Source organism: Azohydromonas caseinilytica, from assembly GCF_012927045.1.
In the GTDB taxonomy this organism is placed as follows: domain Bacteria; phylum Pseudomonadota; class Gammaproteobacteria; order Burkholderiales; family Burkholderiaceae_C; genus Azohydromonas; species Azohydromonas caseinilytica.
Genome location: NZ_JABBFW010000001.1, coordinates 443167 through 460904, shown reverse-complemented (window position 1 = coordinate 460904; position 17738 = coordinate 443167). Strand labels below are relative to the sequence as shown.

18 protein-coding genes are annotated in these 17738 nt (G+C 69.5%); 14 read left to right on the top strand and 4 right to left on the bottom strand.

The genetic code is table 11. The features are described 5' to 3' along the window. Nucleotides 1-7: 7 nt before the first annotated feature. Complete coding sequence (locus HHL10_RS02245) at nt 8-730, bottom strand: hypothetical protein (protein WP_310734508.1); 723 nt, start codon at nt 728-730, stop codon at nt 8-10. Nucleotides 731-956: 226 nt separating this feature from the next. On the opposite strand from HHL10_RS02245, the gene HHL10_RS02240 reads away from it, so the two are divergent. From HHL10_RS02240 to HHL10_RS02225, 4 genes are all read left to right on the top strand, one after another. Next, a complete protein-coding gene (locus HHL10_RS02240; protein ID WP_375138927.1) occupies nt 957-1463 on the top strand; it encodes a GNAT family N-acetyltransferase in 507 nt (168 codons plus the stop codon). A 106-nt stretch (nt 1464-1569) separates the two neighbouring features. Continuing rightward, nucleotides 1570-2379: an HpcH/HpaI aldolase family protein gene (locus tag HHL10_RS02235; RefSeq protein WP_169158689.1), complete on the top strand. Its 810-nt coding sequence runs from the start codon at nt 1570-1572 to the stop codon at nt 2377-2379. 55 nt (nt 2380-2434) lie between these two features. After that, on the top strand, nt 2435-3280 hold the full coding sequence (locus tag HHL10_RS02230) for an aldose 1-epimerase (protein ID WP_169158688.1): 846 nt from the start codon (nt 2435-2437) through the stop codon (nt 3278-3280). A 39-nt stretch (nt 3281-3319) separates the two neighbouring features. After that, entirely contained in the window at nt 3320-4219 is a 900-nt protein-coding gene (locus HHL10_RS02225) for an SMP-30/gluconolactonase/LRE family protein (RefSeq protein ID WP_169158687.1), read from the top strand. 31 nt (nt 4220-4250) lie between these two features. Here the strand turns inward: HHL10_RS02225 and HHL10_RS02220 are convergent, their stop codons facing one another. Beyond that, the gene (locus HHL10_RS02220; RefSeq protein WP_310734507.1) at nt 4251-6392 is read right to left on the bottom strand and encodes a protein-disulfide reductase DsbD family protein; all 2142 of its coding nucleotides are present in this window, start codon (nt 6390-6392) and stop codon (nt 4251-4253) included. Nucleotides 6393-6628: 236 nt separating this feature from the next. On the opposite strand from HHL10_RS02220, the gene HHL10_RS02215 reads away from it, so the two are divergent. The 10 genes from HHL10_RS02215 to HHL10_RS02170 all read left to right on the top strand — a co-directional run bounded on the left by HHL10_RS02215 (nt 6629) and on the right by HHL10_RS02170 (nt 15957). After that, entirely contained in the window at nt 6629-7129 is a 501-nt protein-coding gene (locus HHL10_RS02215) for an ATP synthase subunit I (RefSeq protein WP_169158686.1), read from the top strand. A 1-nt stretch (nt 7130) separates the two neighbouring features. After that, nucleotides 7131-8015, top strand: a complete 885-nt coding sequence (gene atpB, locus HHL10_RS02210) for a F0F1 ATP synthase subunit A (RefSeq protein WP_169158685.1) — start codon at nt 7131-7133, stop codon at nt 8013-8015. A 56-nt stretch (nt 8016-8071) separates the two neighbouring features. Beyond that, nucleotides 8072-8323, top strand: a complete 252-nt coding sequence (gene atpE / locus HHL10_RS02205) for a F0F1 ATP synthase subunit C (RefSeq protein ID WP_169158684.1) — start codon at nt 8072-8074, stop codon at nt 8321-8323. Nucleotides 8324-8378: 55 nt separating this feature from the next. Next, nucleotides 8379-8849, top strand: a complete 471-nt coding sequence (locus HHL10_RS02200) for a F0F1 ATP synthase subunit B (protein WP_169158683.1) — start codon at nt 8379-8381, stop codon at nt 8847-8849. 2 nt (nt 8850-8851) lie between these two features. Further along, the gene (locus HHL10_RS02195; RefSeq protein WP_169158682.1) at nt 8852-9385 is read left to right on the top strand and encodes a F0F1 ATP synthase subunit delta; all 534 of its coding nucleotides are present in this window, start codon (nt 8852-8854) and stop codon (nt 9383-9385) included. A 97-nt stretch (nt 9386-9482) separates the two neighbouring features. Next, a complete protein-coding gene (atpA, locus tag HHL10_RS02190) occupies nt 9483-11036 on the top strand; it encodes a F0F1 ATP synthase subunit alpha (RefSeq protein ID WP_169158681.1) in 1554 nt (517 codons plus the stop codon). A 40-nt stretch (nt 11037-11076) separates the two neighbouring features. Continuing rightward, entirely contained in the window at nt 11077-11955 is an 879-nt protein-coding gene (gene atpG / locus HHL10_RS02185; protein ID WP_169158680.1) for a F0F1 ATP synthase subunit gamma, read from the top strand. Nucleotides 11956-11983: 28 nt separating this feature from the next. Further along, nucleotides 11984-13384, top strand: coding sequence for a F0F1 ATP synthase subunit beta (gene atpD, locus HHL10_RS02180; protein ID WP_205832865.1), 1401 nt, complete (start codon nt 11984-11986; stop codon nt 13382-13384). Between the two features lie 91 nt (nt 13385-13475). After that, the gene (locus tag HHL10_RS02175) at nt 13476-13892 is read left to right on the top strand and encodes a F0F1 ATP synthase subunit epsilon (RefSeq protein ID WP_169158679.1); all 417 of its coding nucleotides are present in this window, start codon (nt 13476-13478) and stop codon (nt 13890-13892) included. 139 nt (nt 13893-14031) lie between these two features. Further along, complete coding sequence (locus HHL10_RS02170) at nt 14032-15957, top strand: B12-binding domain-containing radical SAM protein (protein WP_169158678.1); 1926 nt, start codon at nt 14032-14034, stop codon at nt 15955-15957. A gap of 314 nt (nt 15958-16271) precedes the next feature. On the opposite strand, the gene HHL10_RS02165 is transcribed toward HHL10_RS02170, so the two are convergent. Both HHL10_RS02165 and HHL10_RS02160 read right to left on the bottom strand, forming a co-directional pair. Then, the gene (locus HHL10_RS02165; protein WP_169158677.1) at nt 16272-16778 is read right to left on the bottom strand and encodes a TPM domain-containing protein; all 507 of its coding nucleotides are present in this window, start codon (nt 16776-16778) and stop codon (nt 16272-16274) included. Further along, complete coding sequence (locus tag HHL10_RS02160) at nt 16778-17734, bottom strand: TPM domain-containing protein (RefSeq protein ID WP_169158676.1); 957 nt, start codon at nt 17732-17734, stop codon at nt 16778-16780. Before HHL10_RS02160 ends, HHL10_RS02165 begins: the two co-directional genes overlap by 1 nt. Between the last annotated feature and the right edge of the window lie 4 nt (nt 17735-17738).

The window sequence follows — 17738 nt, the reverse complement described above, 5'->3', positions numbered from 1 at the left end:
ATGGCCGTCAGAACCAGCCGTCGGTGTCGGCCGCCGGATGCGAGCGGCTGACGATCAGCCCGGCCTGCAGGTACAGCGCGTTGAGCAGCCGCGAGGCCACGGCGCGGTCCAGCCCGGGCCATTCGGAGAGCTGGCGCAGGCTGGTGGTCTCGCGCTGCAGGCGGCGCACGCAGTTGCGCAGCGGCGTCGGGATGGGCAGCGGCCGCAGGTCCAGCACGGCCGAGGCGCGGTAGGCGGCGTAGCCGGCGATCTCGGGCAGCAGCTGCTCGCGCGAGCCCCGCATCGCGAACTCCCAGCTCAGCAGCGGCAGCGGGTGGTACAGGTGCAGCGCCTTGACCAGCCCCCGCTGCGGATCACCGGGCGGGCGCAGTACCGCGGGCTCCACGTGCAGCACCTGCAAGTTGTCCAGGGGCAGCTGCAGCAGCTCGTGCAGCGACAGCGGGCAATGGGCCAGGCACTGGCGCGGGAACAGGGTCAGCGGCAGCACCCGCTCCCCGTCCTGCAGGTGCATCGCCACGTTGCGCAGGTGGCGCATCGACGCCGCCAGCACTTCCAGCGGCTCGGTGTGGCGGCCATGCTCCTTGAAGCGGCGCAGGTCCTGCAGCAGTGAGGGGGGCAGCTGGTGAGGGTCGGACTCGTCGAGCGGTGCCAGCTCGTCCAGGTAGCGCTTGAACACGCTGACCCGCATCAGCTCCGGTGCGCCCATGGGGAGGGTCGATTCGAAGCTCACCAGACTTGCTCCCGATCACCGTGAAATTGATCAAGCGATGTTACGGCATGCTACAGGTTTGTCGTCGCTCAATGCGGGGCAGGTTGCAGCAAAGCGGGGACCGCCCTGCGCGCCGCTGCGGCTTGGCTGGAAGGGCATCGTCCGGCGCGGTATCTTTGCACCCCTTGCATGGATGCCGCCCGAATCTGATGAGATCCTGTTTTCCGGCGCTGCCGGGCTGCGACGCATGAATGCCCGCACCATGGCGCCGCCGCAGGTCGAGCTGCTGACGCCGGACTCTCCGGAGCTGCTGCAGGCCACGCGCGAGATCTTTCGCGAGTACGCCCAGGGCCTGGGCATCGACCTCTCTTTCCAGAACTTCGAGCAGGAGCTGGCCGAGCTGCCCGGCGAGTACGCCCCGCCGCAAGGGGTGCTGCTGCTGGCCTTCGTCGATGGCGCGCTGGCGGGCTGTGGCGCGCTGCGCCCGCTGCCCGAGGCCGACGCTCTCAACGCCTGCGAGATGAAGCGGCTGTACGTGCGCCGGCCGTTCCGCCGCTTCGGGCTGGGGCGGCTGCTGGCGCAGGCACTGATGGACCGGGCCACCGAGGCCGGCTACTCCAGCATCCTGCTCGACACGCTCGACGAGATGGAAGCCGCGCGCGGGCTCTACGCCAGCCTGGGCTTCGAGGACGTGCCGCCCTACTACTACAACCCCGTGCCGGGCGCGCACTACCTGTGCGCATCGCTGGACTGAGCACGGGGATGCGGGCGCATCCCAATCGAGCGGCCCGGAGCCTGCCCGCACACTGGGCTGCCCTTCGTTCCCAACGCTGCCCGACCCGGGCCACAAGGAGCCGTCAATGACCTCGTTCCGCCAATTGCTCAAGGCCGCCGGCGCTCATCCGCCCATCGGCACCTGGATCACCTCCGCCAGCCCGATCGTGGCCGAGGCGGTGGGGCATGCCGGCTTCGACTGGGGCCTGGTGGACATGGAGCATGCGCCGCTGGACTACATGGACCTGGTGCACCTGCTGCAGGCCATCGGCAACACCAAGATGACGCCGGTGGTGCGGGTGCCCGCCAACGAGACGGTGGCGGTCAAGCGCGTGCTTGATGCCGGCGCGCCCACGCTGATGTTCCCCCTGGTGCAGTCGGCCGACGATGCCCGACGCGCCGTGGCCGCCACGCGCCACGCGCCCCAGGGCGTGCGCAGCATGGCCACGCTCAGCCGCGCCACGCGCTACGGCGCGGCCGGCGCCGCGCCGGCGCCGGTGGGCGTGATCGTGGAGCTGGAAACGCCGCAGGCGCTGGAGCAGCTGGAAGCGGTGGCGCAGGTCGAGGGTGTCGATGCCGTCTTCATCGGCCCCGCCGATCTCTCGGCGCATCTGGGCCATGCCGGCAACCTCATGCACCCCGAGGTGATGCGGCTCATGGGCGACGCGGCGCAGCGCTGCCGCCGCCTGGGCATCCCCGTGGGCACGGTGGGCGCCTCGCCCGACGTGGTGACGCAGTTCCGCGCCATGGGCTTCAACTTCATCGCCGTCGCCTCGGACCTGGGGCTGCTCATGCGCGGTGCGCAGGCCGTGGTGCAGGCGCTGCGCACGCCCGACGGCGAGCTGCATGTGCACTCGCTGAGCTCGGGCACCCGCACCGAGCCGACCGCGGCCTGACCCGCGCCTGCGCCCGGGCCGGCCTTTCAGTGACCCGCACAAGAACAGGACCTTGATGACTCAAGTGCTCGAACTCCAGGCCGGCGCGCTGCGCCTGGCCCTGCGCCCGGACCTGGGCGGCTGCATCTCCGGTCTCTGGCACGGCCCGCGGCCGGTGCTGCACAGCTTCGACCCCGCCACGCTGGCGGGATCGCGCCCCTCGGCCTGCTTCCCGCTGGTGCCGTACTCCAACCGCATCGGCCAGCGGCGCTTCCACTGGCAGGGGCAGGACTACGAGCTCGCCGCCAACGTGGACGAGCCCAATTCGCTGCACGGCGTGGGCTGGCAGCGGCCCTGGGACGTGGTGTCGGCCGACGCCACCCAGGCCGAGCTGCGCTACGCGCACCGCGCCGACGCCTACTGGCCCTTCGATTTCGAGGCGCGCCAGCGCTTCGAGCTGACGCCGCAGGCGCTGCGCCTGCGCATGTCGGTGCGCAACACCGACGCCCGCGTGCAGCCCCTGGGCTTCGGCTGGCACCCCTACTTCACCAAGCGGCCGGGCTGCTGGCTGCAGGCCAGGGTGTCGCAGCGCTGGGAGCCGGACGAGACGCTGCTGCCGGTGCGGCGCGTGGCGCAGGAGCCCATCGACGGCGACGTGACGCAGATGGACTACGACAACGTCTTCGAAGGCTGGGACGGCGTGGCGCTGGTGGGCGACGGCCATTTCACCGTGCGCCTGACTTCCGACCAGCCCTACCTGGTGGTCTTCGCCAAGGCGGTACGCGACCATTTCTGCGTCGAGCCCGTGAGCCATCTCAACAACGCCATCCAGCAGGCCGAGCCCGAGGCGCATGGGCTGCGCGCCGTGGCGCCGGGGCAGGCCATCGAGGGCTTCATGGCGCTGGAGGTATCGACGTCGTGAAGCGCGTGACCTCGCTCAATGCCGGTCCGGGGAGGGCCCATGTCCGCTGAACGCCTGTTCGAGATCCAGCCCTTGCCATTGCCGCCTTCGCTGCTGGGCGAGTCGCCGTTCTGGCATCCGGAGGAGGGCGCGCTGTGGTGGTGCGACATCCCGGGCCGGCGCCTCAACCGCTGGGACCCCGCGCGCGGCCGCCACGATCACTGGGGCCTGGAAGCCGAGCCCGGCTGCGCCGCGCCGCTGCAGGGCGGCCGGGTGCTGCTGGCCATGCGTGACGGCCTGTGGTGCTTCGAGCCCCACACCGGCAAGCGCCATCGCGTGTGCAAGCCGCCCTACGACCCGGCGCAGCAGCGCTTCAACGACGGCAAGGCCGACCCGCAGGGCCGGCTGTGGGTGGGCACCATCGACGACCAGCGCCAGCCGCGCGCCGCGCTCTACCGCTGGGCCGAGGGTGAGCTGGAGCGCATGGCCGGCGGCATCACCACCAGCAACGGCCTGGCCTGGAGCCCGGACGGACACACGATGTACTGGACCGACACCCGCGCGCACGAGATCCGGGCGCTGGACTTCGATCCGGACCTGGGCACCCTGTCGCGCCAGCGCGTGTTCGCCCGCTTCGCGCCGCGCCAGGACGGCGTGCCCTATGGCGGCCGGCCCGACGGCGCCGCGGTGGACAGCGAGGGGGCGTACTGGGTGGCGATGTACGAGGGGCGGCGCCTGCTGCGCCTGTCGCCCGCGGGCCAGTTGCTCCAGGAGGTCGTACTGCCGGTGCAGTGCCCGACCATGCCTTGCTTCGGTGGGCCGGACCTGCGCACGCTGTACCTGAGCACCGCGCGCGACCACCGGCCGGCCGAGGAGCTGGCGCGCGATCCCTGGGCCGGCTGCGTGCTGCAGATGCGCGTCCCGGTGCCGGGGCTGCCGGTCAACTTCGCGCGGCTCTGAGCCGGGCCGGCCCGGCTGCCGGCCGCAAGGCTCAGGGCTTGGCCGGCAGTGTGGCCAGCGCGGCGCGCACCTCGGCGACGGACAGCACCTCGCTCAGCAGCTGCGGCGCGCCGCCGCCGGCCGGGTACAGCGCATAGACGGGCACGCCGCTGCGTCCCAGGCGCGCGAGCTCGGCGCCGATGGCGGCGTCGCGCCGCGTCCAGTCCGCGCGCAGCAGCGTCACGCCGTGCAGCTCGAAATCGGCGCGCAGCGTCGCATCGGCCAGGGCGCTGCGCTTGTTGATCTGGCAGGTCACGCACCAGGCGGCGGTGAAGTCCACGAACACCGGGCGGCCCTGGGCCTGCAGCGCGCGCACGCGCTCGGCGCTCCAGGCTTCCCATCCCTCGGTGGACGCCGCGGCCATGCCGTTGGCCGCGGGGGCCTCGCGCCAGGCCGGCAAGGCCCAGTGCAGCGTCAGCGCCAGCACGGCCAGGGCCAGCACCGCCACGCCGGCGCGCGCCGCGCGCCGCGAGTGCCTGAAGGCCGGGCCGGCCAGGGCCCACAGCGCGAAGGCCAGCGCCACCAGCAGCCCTAGCAGCGCCACCGCGCCGTCCAGCCCGGTCTGCTGGCCCAGCACCCACAGCAGCCACACCACGGTGGCGAACATCGGGAAGGCGAGCAGCGTGCGCAGCTGCGCCATCCACGGCCCCGGGCGGGGCAGCGCGCGCGTCAGCCCCGGCCAGGCCGCCGCGGCCAGGTACGGCAGCGCCATGCCCAGCCCCAGGGCTCCGAACACGGCCAGCGCCTGGGCCGTGGGCAGCGTGGCCGCCACGCCCACCGAGGCCCCCATGAACGGCGCGGTGCAGGGCGAAGCCACCGCCACGGCCAGCACGCCGGTGAGCGCATGATCCAGCAGCGGGTGGCGCAACTGCAGCCCGGCCAGGCCCGAAGGCAGCAGCGTGCCGAACTCGAACTGCCCCGCCAGGTTCAGCCCGATGAGCGTGAACAGCACGGCCAGCGCCGTCACGAAGGCCGGCGACTGCAACTGGAAACCCCAGCCCAGCTGCTCGCCGCCGGCGCGCAGCGCCAGCATCAGTGCGGCCAGCGCCACGAAGGACAGCAGCACCCCGGCCGTGTAGGCCAGCGCCGCGGCCACGCGCTCGCGCTGCCCGTGGTGCGCCACGAAGCCCAGCAGCTTGAGCGACAGCACCGGGAACACGCAGGGCATGAGGTTGAGCAGCATCCCGCCGCCCAGCGCCAGCAGCAGCGCCAGGCCGAAGGCGGGGGAGGGCGTGCCGGACACCGACGTTGCAGGAGCAACCGTTTCCGTCTCAACCGGTGTGCGCCGCGGCGTGCTGCCCGGCGCGGGCCAGGGGCCGCTGACCTCGAAGCCCAGCTGCACGCCCTCGCCCTGCGCGCCGGCCAGCACGGCGTCCATGCGCGGCGGGCTCTGGTCGCGCTCGGGAGACAGCGGCACCTTCACCTGCCAGCTGCCGCCGTCCCAGCGCGCCTGCTGCGGTGCGGCGTTGTCGATGATGCCGGGCTGCTCGGGGAAGAAGCCCAGCGGCGCGCCGTGCAGCGCCGCGGGCAGGCCCTTCACGTCCAGCACGAGCTGGTGCTCCTCGATGCGCGCCGAGGCAGCCGCGCCGGGCACGGATTGGGGCTGCCGCCGCTGCGCCTCTTCGAACACTGCCGCATTGATCGACGTGGCGGCATGCGTGGGCAGCTGCAGGCTGAAGCGGCCGCTCTGGGGCAGGCAGACCTCCTTGCACACCAGCCAGTCGGCCTGGAGTTGCACGCTCAATGAGGCAGCGTCGAAGCCGGCGGGCACCTGGATTTGCACCGGCAGCAGCACGCGGCCCTCGTAGCCGAAATTCATCAGCGGCCCCACGGGCAGCCGCTGCGGCACGGGCCATTGGATCTCGCCTGCGTCCACACCCGGGGGCAGGCTCCATTGCAGCCTGGTGGGCAACCCGGAGTCGCCCGGGTTTTTCCAGTAGGTGTGCCAGTGCGGCGCGTGCTCCAGCAGCAAGCCCAGCCACACCGGCTTGCCCGCGGCCACGCCCTCGGGCGCGTGCGCCAACAGTTCGGCGCGCAACTGCTCGGTGCGCACTTCGGTCTGGGCCGATGCGCCCAGCAGCGGCGCCAGCAGCAGTGAAAAAGCCGCGATGCGGCGCAGGAATTCGAAGACCACGGGCAGCTCGGGAGGGGTATTGGCGCGATTGTCGGGCGCCGCGGGCGTGCTGCATGCAATCGGGGATACTGCCGCGGCGCGGCATGGCGCCGATGCGCTCAGGAATTGAGCTGGCTCAATACGCGAGCCAATGCAAGGTATGCCGCAGTGTGACGACGGGGCATGAGTTGTAAGTGGAGGCTAAGGGTTTTCCACCTATAATCCTTCGGTTTTGCGCATAGAGACAGTCTGAAGCCATGCAAGAGCGGTCCCGGCGTCCCGAGTTCCGCGACAGCTGGGCGGACGACGACAAGGAGTTGGACGAGCGCGCGCCCATGACGCGTGAGCAAGTCCAGGCCCTGCGCGAACAGTACCCGCTGCTGTCGCCGTGGCGGGTGGTCGCGGTTCAGGCCGCGGTGGGTCTGGTGGTGGCCGTCCTCGCGGCGGTGATCACGGGCCGTGGGGCGGTCGGCTGGTCGGCGCTGTATGGCGCGGCGGCCGTGGTGGTGCCGGGGGCGTTGATGGTCCGCGGCCTCGCCAGGACCAGGGACATGCAGCCCGGCACCGCGGTGTTCGGGTTCCTGTTCTGGGAGTTCATCAAGATCGGTGTCGCGGCCGCCATGCTGGTGGCGGCGGCGGTGGTCGTGCGCAACCTGAGTTGGCCGGCGCTGCTGGTGACGATGGTGCTGTGCATGAAGGTCAATTGGCTGGCGCTGCTGTGGCAGGGCCGGGCGCGAGCAAGGAAAAAGAGAAGCTGACATGGCTGCCGAAGGACACGGACCTACCGCGGGTGAATACATCCAGCACCACCTGCAGCACCTGACGACGCGCACGCAGTCGGGCATCGCCGACTTCTCGCTGTCGGACCCGGTGCTCAAGCTCGACTCGCTGTTCTGGTCGATCCTGCTGGGCTTCCTGGGCTGCCTGCTGCTGTGGCGCGTGGCCAAGAGCGTGACCTCGGGCGTGCCGGGCCGGCTGCAGGCCGCGGTGGAATTCCTGGTCGAGATGGTGGACACGCAGGCGCGCGGCATCGTGCACAACGAGCAGTCGCGCAAGGCCGTGGCCCCGCTGGCGCTGACGGCCTTCGTGTGGATCTTCCTGATGAACGCGATGGACCTGCTGCCGCTGGACCTGGTGCCGCGCATCTGGGAAATGATCTACGGCGCCGCCGGCCATGACCCGCACCATGCCTACATGCGCGTGGTGCCCACGGCCGACCTGTCCACGACGCTGGCGCTGTCGGTGACGGTGCTGCTGTCGTGCCTGTACTACAACATCAAGATGAAAGGCCTGGGCGGCTGGATCAAGGAGCTGTTCTCCGCCCCGTTCCATGCGCATGGCTTCATGGCCGTGGTGCTGGCGCCGATCAACTTCCTCATGCAGATGATCGAGTTCGTCGCCAAGACGGTCTCTCATGGCATGCGACTGTTCGGCAACATGTTTGCCGGCGAACTGGTGTTCATGCTGATCGCGCTGATGGGCGCGGTGGGCTTCGGCTCCATGGGCGGTGTGGCGCTGTGGATCGGTCACGTGCTGGCCGGCTCCGCGTGGGCCATCTTCCACATCCTGATCATCACGCTGCAGGCCTTCATTTTCATGATGCTGACGCTGGTGTACGTGGGCCAGGCGCACGACGCGCACTGACCGGCGGCTTTCCCTCCCGTTCCCTTTCCTCAACTCAATCAACTCTAGGAGTAGTCATGGAAAACATTCTCGGTCTGGTCGCTCTGGCCTGCGGCGTCATCATCGGTCTGGGCGCTATCGGTGCCTGTATCGGCATCGGCCTGATGGGCGGCAAGTACCTGGAAGCCTCGGCCCGTCAGCCCGAGCTGATGAACGAGCTGCAAACCAAGATGTTCCTGCTGGCTGGTCTGATCGACGCGGCGTTCCTGATCGGTGTCGGTATCGCGATGCTGTTCGCGTTCGCCAACCCGTTCGTGATCGCAGCCTGATCCGGTTCTTTCTCGTCCGTCCCCGAGTAGTCTTTCAACGAGAGAGGTCCGAGCCGTGAATCTGAACGCAACGTTGTTGGCGCAGATCGTCGTCTTCGTGATCTTGTGGTGGTTCACGATGAAGTTCGTGTGGCCGCCGATCACCAAGGCGCTCGACGAGCGCGCCCGGAAGGTCGCCGAAGGGCTGGCCGCGGCCGACAAGGCCAAGGCCGAGCTGGCAACGGCCAACAAGCGCGTCGAGGCCCAGCTGGCCGAAGCGCGTGACGACGCCGCCCGCCGCCTGGCCGACGCCGAGCGCCTGGCGCAGTCCATGGTCGAAGAGGCCAAGGGCCGTGCCAACGAAGAGGCCGCCAAGATCGTCGCCGCGGCCCGGGCCGAGGCCGAGCAGGCCAGCGTGCGTGCCCGCGAGGCACTGCGCGACGAGGTCGCCGCGCTGGCGGTCAAGGGTGCCGAGGCCATCCTGCGCCGCGAGGTCAATCCCGCAGTGCACGGCGAGCTGCTGTCTCGCCTCAAGAGCGAGCTCTGACCATGGCTGAGCTTGCAACCATCGCCCGCCCTTACGCGGAAGCGCTGTTCAAGGTGATCGCTCCCGCGGAGCAGCGCGGCGCCATCGAGCAGCTGGATCTGCTCGCGACGCTGACGGCCGACCCGCAGGTGCGCCAGTTCGCCGAAAACCCGCGCGTGAGCACCCAGCAGGTGTTCGACGTGATCACCGGCGCGCTGCCCGCGCCGCTGTGGCCGGCGCTGCAGAACCTGCTGCGCGCCATGCTGGAAAACGGCCGCCTGGTGGCGCTGCCCGAGGTGGCGGCGCAGTACCGTGCGCTGGTCAACGCCGGCAGCGGGGTCTCCGACGCGCTGGTCTACAGCGCCTTCCCGATCGACGAGGCGCAGGGCGCCGAGGTGCTGGCCGCGCTGGAAAAGCGCTTCGGTCGCAAGCTCAACGCCACGGTGCAGATCGATCCCTCGCTCATCGGCGGCATCCGCGTGGTGGTCGGCGACGAGGTCTATGACGGCTCGGTCAAGGCCCGTCTGGAACAGATGAAGGTGGCGCTCACGGCCTAAGCACAGCGGGGGTTTCCGCCGCCCCCGAGCACAGCCCGCAGCCAGCCACCGCCCGCCACGCTGTCCGCCCACCGAGGTGGCAGTCTGGGAGAACACGATGCAACTGAATCCCGCAGAAATTTCCGAACTGATCAAGAGCCGCATCGAGGGCCTGCAGCCCTCGACGGACATCCGCAACCAGGGCACCGTGGTCTCGGTGACGGACGGCATCGTGCGCGTGCACGGCCTGTCGGACGTGATGCAGGGCGAGATGCTCGAATTCCCCACCAGCCCCTCCGGCGCGCAGACCTTCGGCCTGGCGCTGAACCTCGAGCGCGACTCCGTCGGCGCGGTGATCCTGGGCGAGTACGAGCACATCTCCGAGGGCGACACCGTCAAGTGCACGGGCCGCATCCTGGAAGTGCCCGTGGGCCCCGAGCTCATCGGCCGCGTGGTCAACGCGCTGGGCCAGCCCATCGACGGCAAGGGCCCGATCAACGCCAAGATGACCGACGTCATCGAGAAGGTGGCCCCGGGCGTGATCGCGCGCCAGTCGGTGAGCCAGCCGGTGCAGACGGGCATCAAGTCCATCGACTCGATGGTGCCCGTGGGCCGCGGCCAGCGCGAGCTGATCATCGGTGACCGCCAGACCGGCAAGACCGCCGTGGCCCTGGACGCGATCATCGCCCAGAAGGGTCAGAACATGACCTGCATCTACGTCGCCATCGGCCAGAAGGCGTCGTCGATCAAGAACGTGGTGCGTGCCCTGGAACAGCACGGTGCGATGGAGTACACCATCGTCGTCGCGGCCTCGGCTTCCGAGTCCGCCGCCATGCAGTACGTGTCGGCCTACTCCGGCTGCACGATGGGCGAGTACTTCCGCGACCGCGGCCAGGACGCCCTGATCGTCTATGACGACCTGTCCAAGCAGGCCGTGGCCTACCGCCAGGTCTCGCTGCTGCTGCGCCGCCCGCCGGGCCGCGAAGCCTTCCCCGGCGACGTGTTCTATCTCCACAGCCGCCTGCTGGAGCGTGCCGCCCGCGTGAACGCCGACTACGTCGAGAAGTTCACCAACGGCGCCGTCAAGGGCCAGACCGGCTCGCTGACCGCGCTGCCCGTGATCGAAACGCAGGCCGGTGACGTGTCCGCGTTCGTGCCGACCAACGTGATCTCGATCACCGACGGCCAGATCTTCCTGGAAACCAGCCTGTTCAACGCCGGTATCCGCCCCGCCATCAACGCCGGTATCTCGGTGTCGCGCGTCGGTGGTGCCGCCCAGACCAAGCTGATCAAGGGCCTCTCGGGCGGTATCCGTACCGACCTGGCGCAGTACCGTGAGCTGGCCGCGTTCGCGCAGTTCGCCTCGGACCTGGACGAAGCCACCCGCAAGCAGCTCGACCGCGGTGCCCGCGTGACCGAGCTGCTCAAGCAGCCGCAGTACCAGCCGCTGCCCATCAGCCTGATGGCCGCCACGCTGTTCGCGGTGAACAAGGGCTACATGGACGACGTGGACGTCAAGAAGATCCTGGCCTTCGAGAGCGGTCTGCACCAGTTCCTCAAGACCAGCCATGCCCCGCTGCTGGCCAAGCTCGAGAGCGACAAGGCGATGGACAAGGACGCGGAAGCCCAGCTGACCGCTGCCGTGGCCGCGTTCAAGAAGTCGTTCGCTTAAGTCGTCCCGCCAGAGCACAAGTCCGAGAAGGAGCCAGTCCATGGCGGTAGGCAAGGAAATACGCGGCAAGATCAAATCGGTGGAGAACACCAAGAAGATCACCAAGGCCATGGAAATGGTCGCCGCCTCCAAGATGCGCAAGGCGCAGGAACGGATGCGCGCTGCGCGCCCGTACGCCGACAAGATTCGCAACATCACGGCCAACCTGTCCCAGGCCAACCCGGAGTACCGCTCGCCCTACATGCGCGCGCAAGGCTCCGCGAAGGCTGCGGGCTTCGTGGTCGTGACGACCGACAAGGGCTTGTGCGGCGGCCTCAACACCAACGTCCTGCGCGCGATCACGAACAAGATGCGTGATCTGCAGAGCGAGAACGTGAAGGTGCAGGCGGTTGCGATCGGCAACAAGGGCTTCAGCTTCCTGAACCGCGTCGGCGTTCCGGTGGTGTCGCACGCCACCCAGCTCGGCGACACGCCGCAGCTCGAGAAGCTCATCGGCCCGGTCAAGGTCATGCTCGATGCCTTCATCGAGGGCAAGGTGGACGCGGTGTACCTCTGCTACACCAAGTTCATCAACACGATGAAGCAGGAGCCCGTGGTGGAGCAGCTGCTGCCGCTGACGACCTCGCGCCTGGAGCAGACCGCTGCCGAGCGCCAGGCCGGCGGCTGGGACTACATCTACGAGCCCGATGCGGCCACCGTTATCGACGAGCTGCTCACGCGCTACATCGAGGCGCTGGTGTACCAGGCCGTGGCCGAGAACATGGCCTCGGAGCAGTCCGCACGCATGGTGGCGATGAAGGCCGCCACCGACAACGCCGGCAACCTGATCGGTGAGCTCAAGCTGGTCTACAACAAGACCCGCCAGGCCGCGATCACGAAGGAGCTGAGCGAGATCGTGAGCGGCGCCGCCGCGGTTTGACCGATTCGTTGAATTCAAGGAAATACAAATGGCACAAGGCAAGATCGTTCAGTGCATCGGCGCCGTGGTGGACGTGGAGTTCCCGCGCGACCAGATGCCCAAGGTGTACGACGCCCTCAAGATGGAAGGCTCGGCCCTGACGCTGGAAGTGCAGCAGCAGCTCGGCGACGGCGTGGTGCGCACCATCGCCCTGGGTTCGTCCGACGGCCTGCGCCGCGGCATGGTGGTGACCAACACCAACAACCCGATCATGGTGCCGGTGGGCCAGGCCACGCTGGGCCGCATCATGGACGTGCTGGGCACGCCCATCGACGAGCGCGGCCCCGTGAGCACCGAGCTCACCGCCTCCATCCACCGCAAGGCCCCGGCCTACGACGAGCTGTCGCCGTCGCAGGACCTGCTCGAAACCGGCATCAAGGTGATCGACCTGATCTGCCCGTTCGCCAAGGGCGGCAAGGTGGGCCTGTTCGGCGGCGCCGGCGTGGGCAAGACCGTGAACATGATGGAGCTCATCAACAACATCGCCAAGGCGCACTCGGGTCTGTCCGTGTTCGCCGGCGTGGGTGAGCGTACCCGCGAGGGCAACGACTTCTATCACGAGATGATGGAGTCGGGCGTGGTGGTGGACGAGGACCTGTCCAAGTCCAAGGTGGCCATGGTCTACGGCCAGATGAACGAGCCCCCGGGCAACCGTCTGCGCGTGGCCCTGACCGGCCTGACCATTGCCGAGTCGTTCCGCGACGAAGGCCGTGACGTGCTGTTCTTCGTGGACAACATCTACCGCTACACGCTGGCCGGTACCGAAGTGTCCGCGCTGCTGGGCCGTATGCCTTCGGCCGTGGGCTACCAGCCGACGCTGGCCGAGGAAATGGGCCGCCTGCAGGAGCGCATCACCTCCACCAAGGTGGGCTCGATCACCTCGATCCAGGCCGTGTACGTGCCCGCGGACGACCTGACCGACCCGTCGCCGGCCACCACCTTCGCCCACCTGGACGCCACCGTGGTGCTGTCGCGTGACATCGCCTCGCTGGGCATCTACCCGGCCGTGGACCCGCTGGACTCGACCTCGCGCCAGATCGACCCCAACGTCATCGGCGAAGAGCACTACACCACGACCCGTGCCGTGCAGGGCATCCTGCAGCGCTACAAGGAACTGCGCGACATCATCGCCATTCTGGGCATGGACGAGCTGGCCCCCGAGGACAAGCTCACCGTGGCCCGCGCGCGCAAGATCCAGCGCTTCCTGTCGCAGCCCTTCCACGTGGCCGAGATCTTCACCGGCTCGCCCGGCAAGTACGTGCCGCTGAAGGAAACCATCCGCGGCTTCAAGATGATCGTGGCCGGCGAGTGCGACCACCTGCCCGAGCAGGCCTTCTACATGGTCGGCACCATCGACGAGGCCTTCGAGAAGGCCAAGAAGCTGTCGTAATCGGCGCGTTGCGGCCGCGGCCTTCTGCTGAAGGCGGTGGCCGCTTCATCCCCGCAGCAGCTTCTTTCCTTCCGCATCAAGGACCCCGCACATGGCAACCATTCACGTCGACGTCGTCTCCGCCGAAGAGCTGATCTTCTCCGGCGAGGCGAAGTTCGTCGCGCTGCCGGGCGAGAACGGCGAGCTGGGCATCCTGCCCCGCCACACGCCGCTGATCACCCGCATCAAGCCCGGCGCGGTGCGCATCGAGCGTGCCGACAACGGTGAGGAGGAGTTCGTGTTCGTCGCCGGCGGCATCCTGGAGGTGCAGCCCAACGGCGTCACGGTGCTTGCCGACACCGCCATCCGCGGCCATGACCTCGACGAGGCCAAGGCCAACGAGGCCAAGCGCCTGGCCGAGGAAGCGATGAAGAACGCCAAGAGCGACATCGACTTCGCCGCCGCCCAGAGCGAGTTCGCCGCCATGGCGGCCCAGCTCGCGGCGCTGCGCAAGTTCCGCCGCAAGTAAGCCTTCTCTCGCGGCCCGGCCCCCAGGCCCCCGCTTCCCAAAAGCCCGCCCGGCGCAAGCCCGGCGGGCTTCGTGTTTACTGGCGGCCGTTTTTCTCCGCCGCCGGCCTTTTCCGCCCGGCTGCTCCGCCTGAAGCCCCATGCCCGCTGTTCCCGAAACCGCTGCCGCCCCCGGCCTGCGCGTGCTGTCGCTCATCCCGCCGATGACGCAGCTCAACACGCCGTATCCCTCCACCGCCTATCTCACCGGCTTCCTGCGCAGCCGCGGCATCCCGGCGGCGCAGGACGACCTGGCCTTGAAGCTCGTGCTGCGGCTGCTGTCCGGCGCGGGGCTGCGGCGGCTGCGCGCGGTGATCGAGGCGCAACCGGCGGCCGAGCGCACGCAGCGCGTGGCGGCCTTCCTGGAACAGTTCGAGGCCTACGCCGGCACGGCGGACCGGGTCATCGCCTTCCTGCAGGGCCGCGACCCGACGCTGGCGCACCGCATCGCCGCACGCGGCCTCCTGCCCGAGGGGCCGCGTTTCCAGGCGCTGGAGGTGTACGGGGACGACGAGGGCGACCCGCTGGGCTGGGCCTTCGGCGCGCTGGGGCTGCAGGACCGCGCCAAGCACCTGGCGACGCTGTACCTGGACGACCTGGCCGACGTGCTGCGCGAGGCCGTCGATGCGCGCTTCGAGTTTGTGCGCTACGCCGAGTCGCTGGCCGCGGCGCAGGCCCGCTTCGACCCGCTGGCCGACGCGCTGGCGGCGCCGCCCAACCTCATCGACGACACGCTGCGCGAGCTGACGCTGGAGGCGCTGGAGCAACACCGGCCGGACGTGGTGCTGCTGTCGGTGCCGTTCCCGGGCTCGGTGTACGGCGCGCTGCGCATCGCGCAGGTGATCAAGGCGGCACGGCCGGGCATCGCCATCGTGCTGGGCGGCGGCTATGTCAACACCGAGCTGCGCGAGCTGAAGGAGCCGCGCCTGTTCGATGCCGTGGATTTCGTGACGCTGGACGCCGGCGAGCGCCCGCTGCTGGCCCTGCTGGAACATCTGCAGGGCCGGCGCTCGCGCCAGCGGCTGGTGCGCACCTACCTGCGCGAGGAGGGTGCGGTGCGCTACGTGAATTTCGTGGAGCCCGACATCCCTTTCGCCGAGGTCGGCACGCCGACCTGGGACGGGCTGCCGCTGGGGCAGTACCTGTCGCTGCTGGACATGCTCAATCCCATGCACCGGCTCTGGAGCGACGGGCGCTGGAACAAGCTCACCGTGGCGCAGGGCTGCTACTGGAAGAAGTGCAGCTTCTGCGACGTGAGCCTGGACTACATCGCGCGCTACGAGGGCGCAGAAGCCAGCGTGCTGGCCGACCGCATCGAAGCCATCGTGCAGGAGACGGGGCAGACCGGTTTCCACTTCGTGGACGAGGCCGCGCCGCCCAAGGCGCTCAAGGCGCTGGCGCAGGAGCTGCTGCGCCGCGACCTGCGCATTTCCTGGTGGGGCAATGTGCGCTTCGAGAAAACCTTCACGCCCGAGCTGGCCGAACTGCTGGCCGACAGCGGCTGCATCGCCATCTCCGGCGGGCTGGAGGTGGCCTCGGACCGGCTTTTGAAACTGATGAACAAGGGCGTGTCGGTGGCGCAGGTGGCGCGCGTGACGCGCGCCTTCGCCGACGCGGGCGTGATGGTGCACGCCTACCTGATGTACGGCTTCCCGACCCAGACGGTGCAGGACACGGTGGACGCGCTGGAGTACGTGCGCCAGCTGTTCGAGAACGGCTGCATCCACTCGGGCTTCTTCCACCGCTTCGCCTGCACGGTGCATTCGCCGGTGGGCCAGAACCCCGAAGCCTTCGGCATCCAGCTGAAGCCGCTGCCCGAAGGCGCCTTCGCGCGCAACGACGTGGGCTTCATCGACCCCACCGGCACCGACCACGACGCACTGGGCCGGGCGCTGAAGAAGGCGATCTACAACTTCATGCACGGCAACCTGGTGGAGGCCGACGTGCGCAGCTGGTTCGACGTGCGGGTGCCCAAACCGACGGTGCCGAAGAACTTCATCCGGCGCGCGCTGGAGCAGGGCGGCTGACCCTTTCTCCCCTTCATACGCATCCCATCAAGTTTTCGAACACTGATTCCAGTTCTTCTTTGCTTGTGAAACGACCCGTTCGTCCTGAGGTATCGAAGGACGAATCCGTCAGGCTGGTACGGTGCTCACGAGACCGCTGGCACGCTGAGACGTTCGCACTGAGGTATCGACGTGCGAATCCGTGAGGCTCTTGCGGCCTGTCTCACAGCTGGGGCCGTTCATCCTTCGATCCAGCCAACGGCCGGACCCTGCCCTGAGGTACCGAAGGGTCAGGACGAACGGAATACAGATTCAAAAACCAAGTCCGATCCGTATCACACCCGCAGCGGCGCATCCGGCAGCTCGTTGGGATTGAGCTGCCCGGGCTGCAGCGGGAAGTGCCGCCGCAACTGCGCATCCACCGCCTCCACCGCCGCCAGCAGCCCGTCCTCGAAATGCCCGGCGCGGAACTGCTCGCGCATGCTTTGCAGGATGTGCTGCCACTGCGCCGCGCCCACATGCCGGTCGATGCCGCGGTCGGCCACGATCTCGATGGCGTGCTCGGCCAGCAGCAGGTAGATCAGCACGCCGTTGTTGGCCTCGGTGTCCCACACGCGCAACTTGCCGAACATCGCCACCGCGCGCTCCCGCGGCGCGGCGCCGCGCCACAGGTAGGACAGCGGCAGCCCCGCCTCCACCACGACACGGATCTCGCCGCTGTGCGTCGCTTCGCTCTCGCGCACGCGCGCCTCGATGCGCCGCAGCGCCGCGTGGCCCAGCGCGCGCCGCGCGTCGTCTTCGTCGAAGAGGCGGTGCCTGATCAATCGCAGCAGACGGTTCATCACCAGCTCCCCGAGGCGCCGCCGCCCCCGAAATCCCCACCGCCGCCGGAGCGGAAGCCGCCCCCACCACCGCCGCCGAAGCCGCCCCCGCCTCCGCCCCAGCCGCCGCCGGGGAAGATGATCGGCGGCCCGCCCCAGCCGCCGCGCCCGCCACCGCCGCGCCGGCCGGAGGAGCCGATGCCCAGCACGCCCACCAGCACCAGCGCCACCACCGCCGCCACGAGGGCCAGCAGCACGCTGGCGCTGAACAGCCACGCCAGGCCGCCCACCGCGCCGCCGGTGACCAGCGTGCCCAGCTTGCGGCCCAGCATCGCCGTCAGCACCGCGCCGATGACCGGCACGCCCAGGAAGAAGAACAGCGCCAGGTCGCCGAACTGCAGGCCCGAATCGGCGCCGCGCTCGCCCCCGGAAGTGCTCACCGACCAGCCGTCCGGCGCCGAGGCCGGCGTGGGCAGCTTCTCGGCGCGCACCAGGGCTTCCAGCTCGTCCGTGGCCGCCTGCAAGCCGCCGGCGAAGTTGCCGGCGCGGAAGGCCGGCGTGATGGCGCGGTCGATGATGCGCCGCGCCGCCAGGTCGGGAATCGCCCCCTCCAGCGCCTTGGCCACCTCGATGCGCACGCGACGGTCGTTCTTGGCCACCACCAGCAGCAGCCCGTCGCCCACGTCGCGGCGGCCGATCTTCCAGGTGTCGGCCACGCGCTGCGCGTAGGCGGCGATGTCCTCCGGCGCGGTGCTGGGCACCAGCAGCACCACCAGCTGCGTGCCCAGCTGGCTCTCGAAGGCCGCCAGCCGCGACTCCAGCGCCTGGCGCTGCGCGGCATTGAGGGTGTTGGTCTGGTCGATGACGCGCGCGCTGAGCGCGGGCACCGGCAGCACGTCCTGCGCCGCGGCCGTGCCGGGCAGCAGGGCACACAGCGCCGCCAGCAGCGTCATCAGGACCCCGAGCAGGCGGCGCATGGCG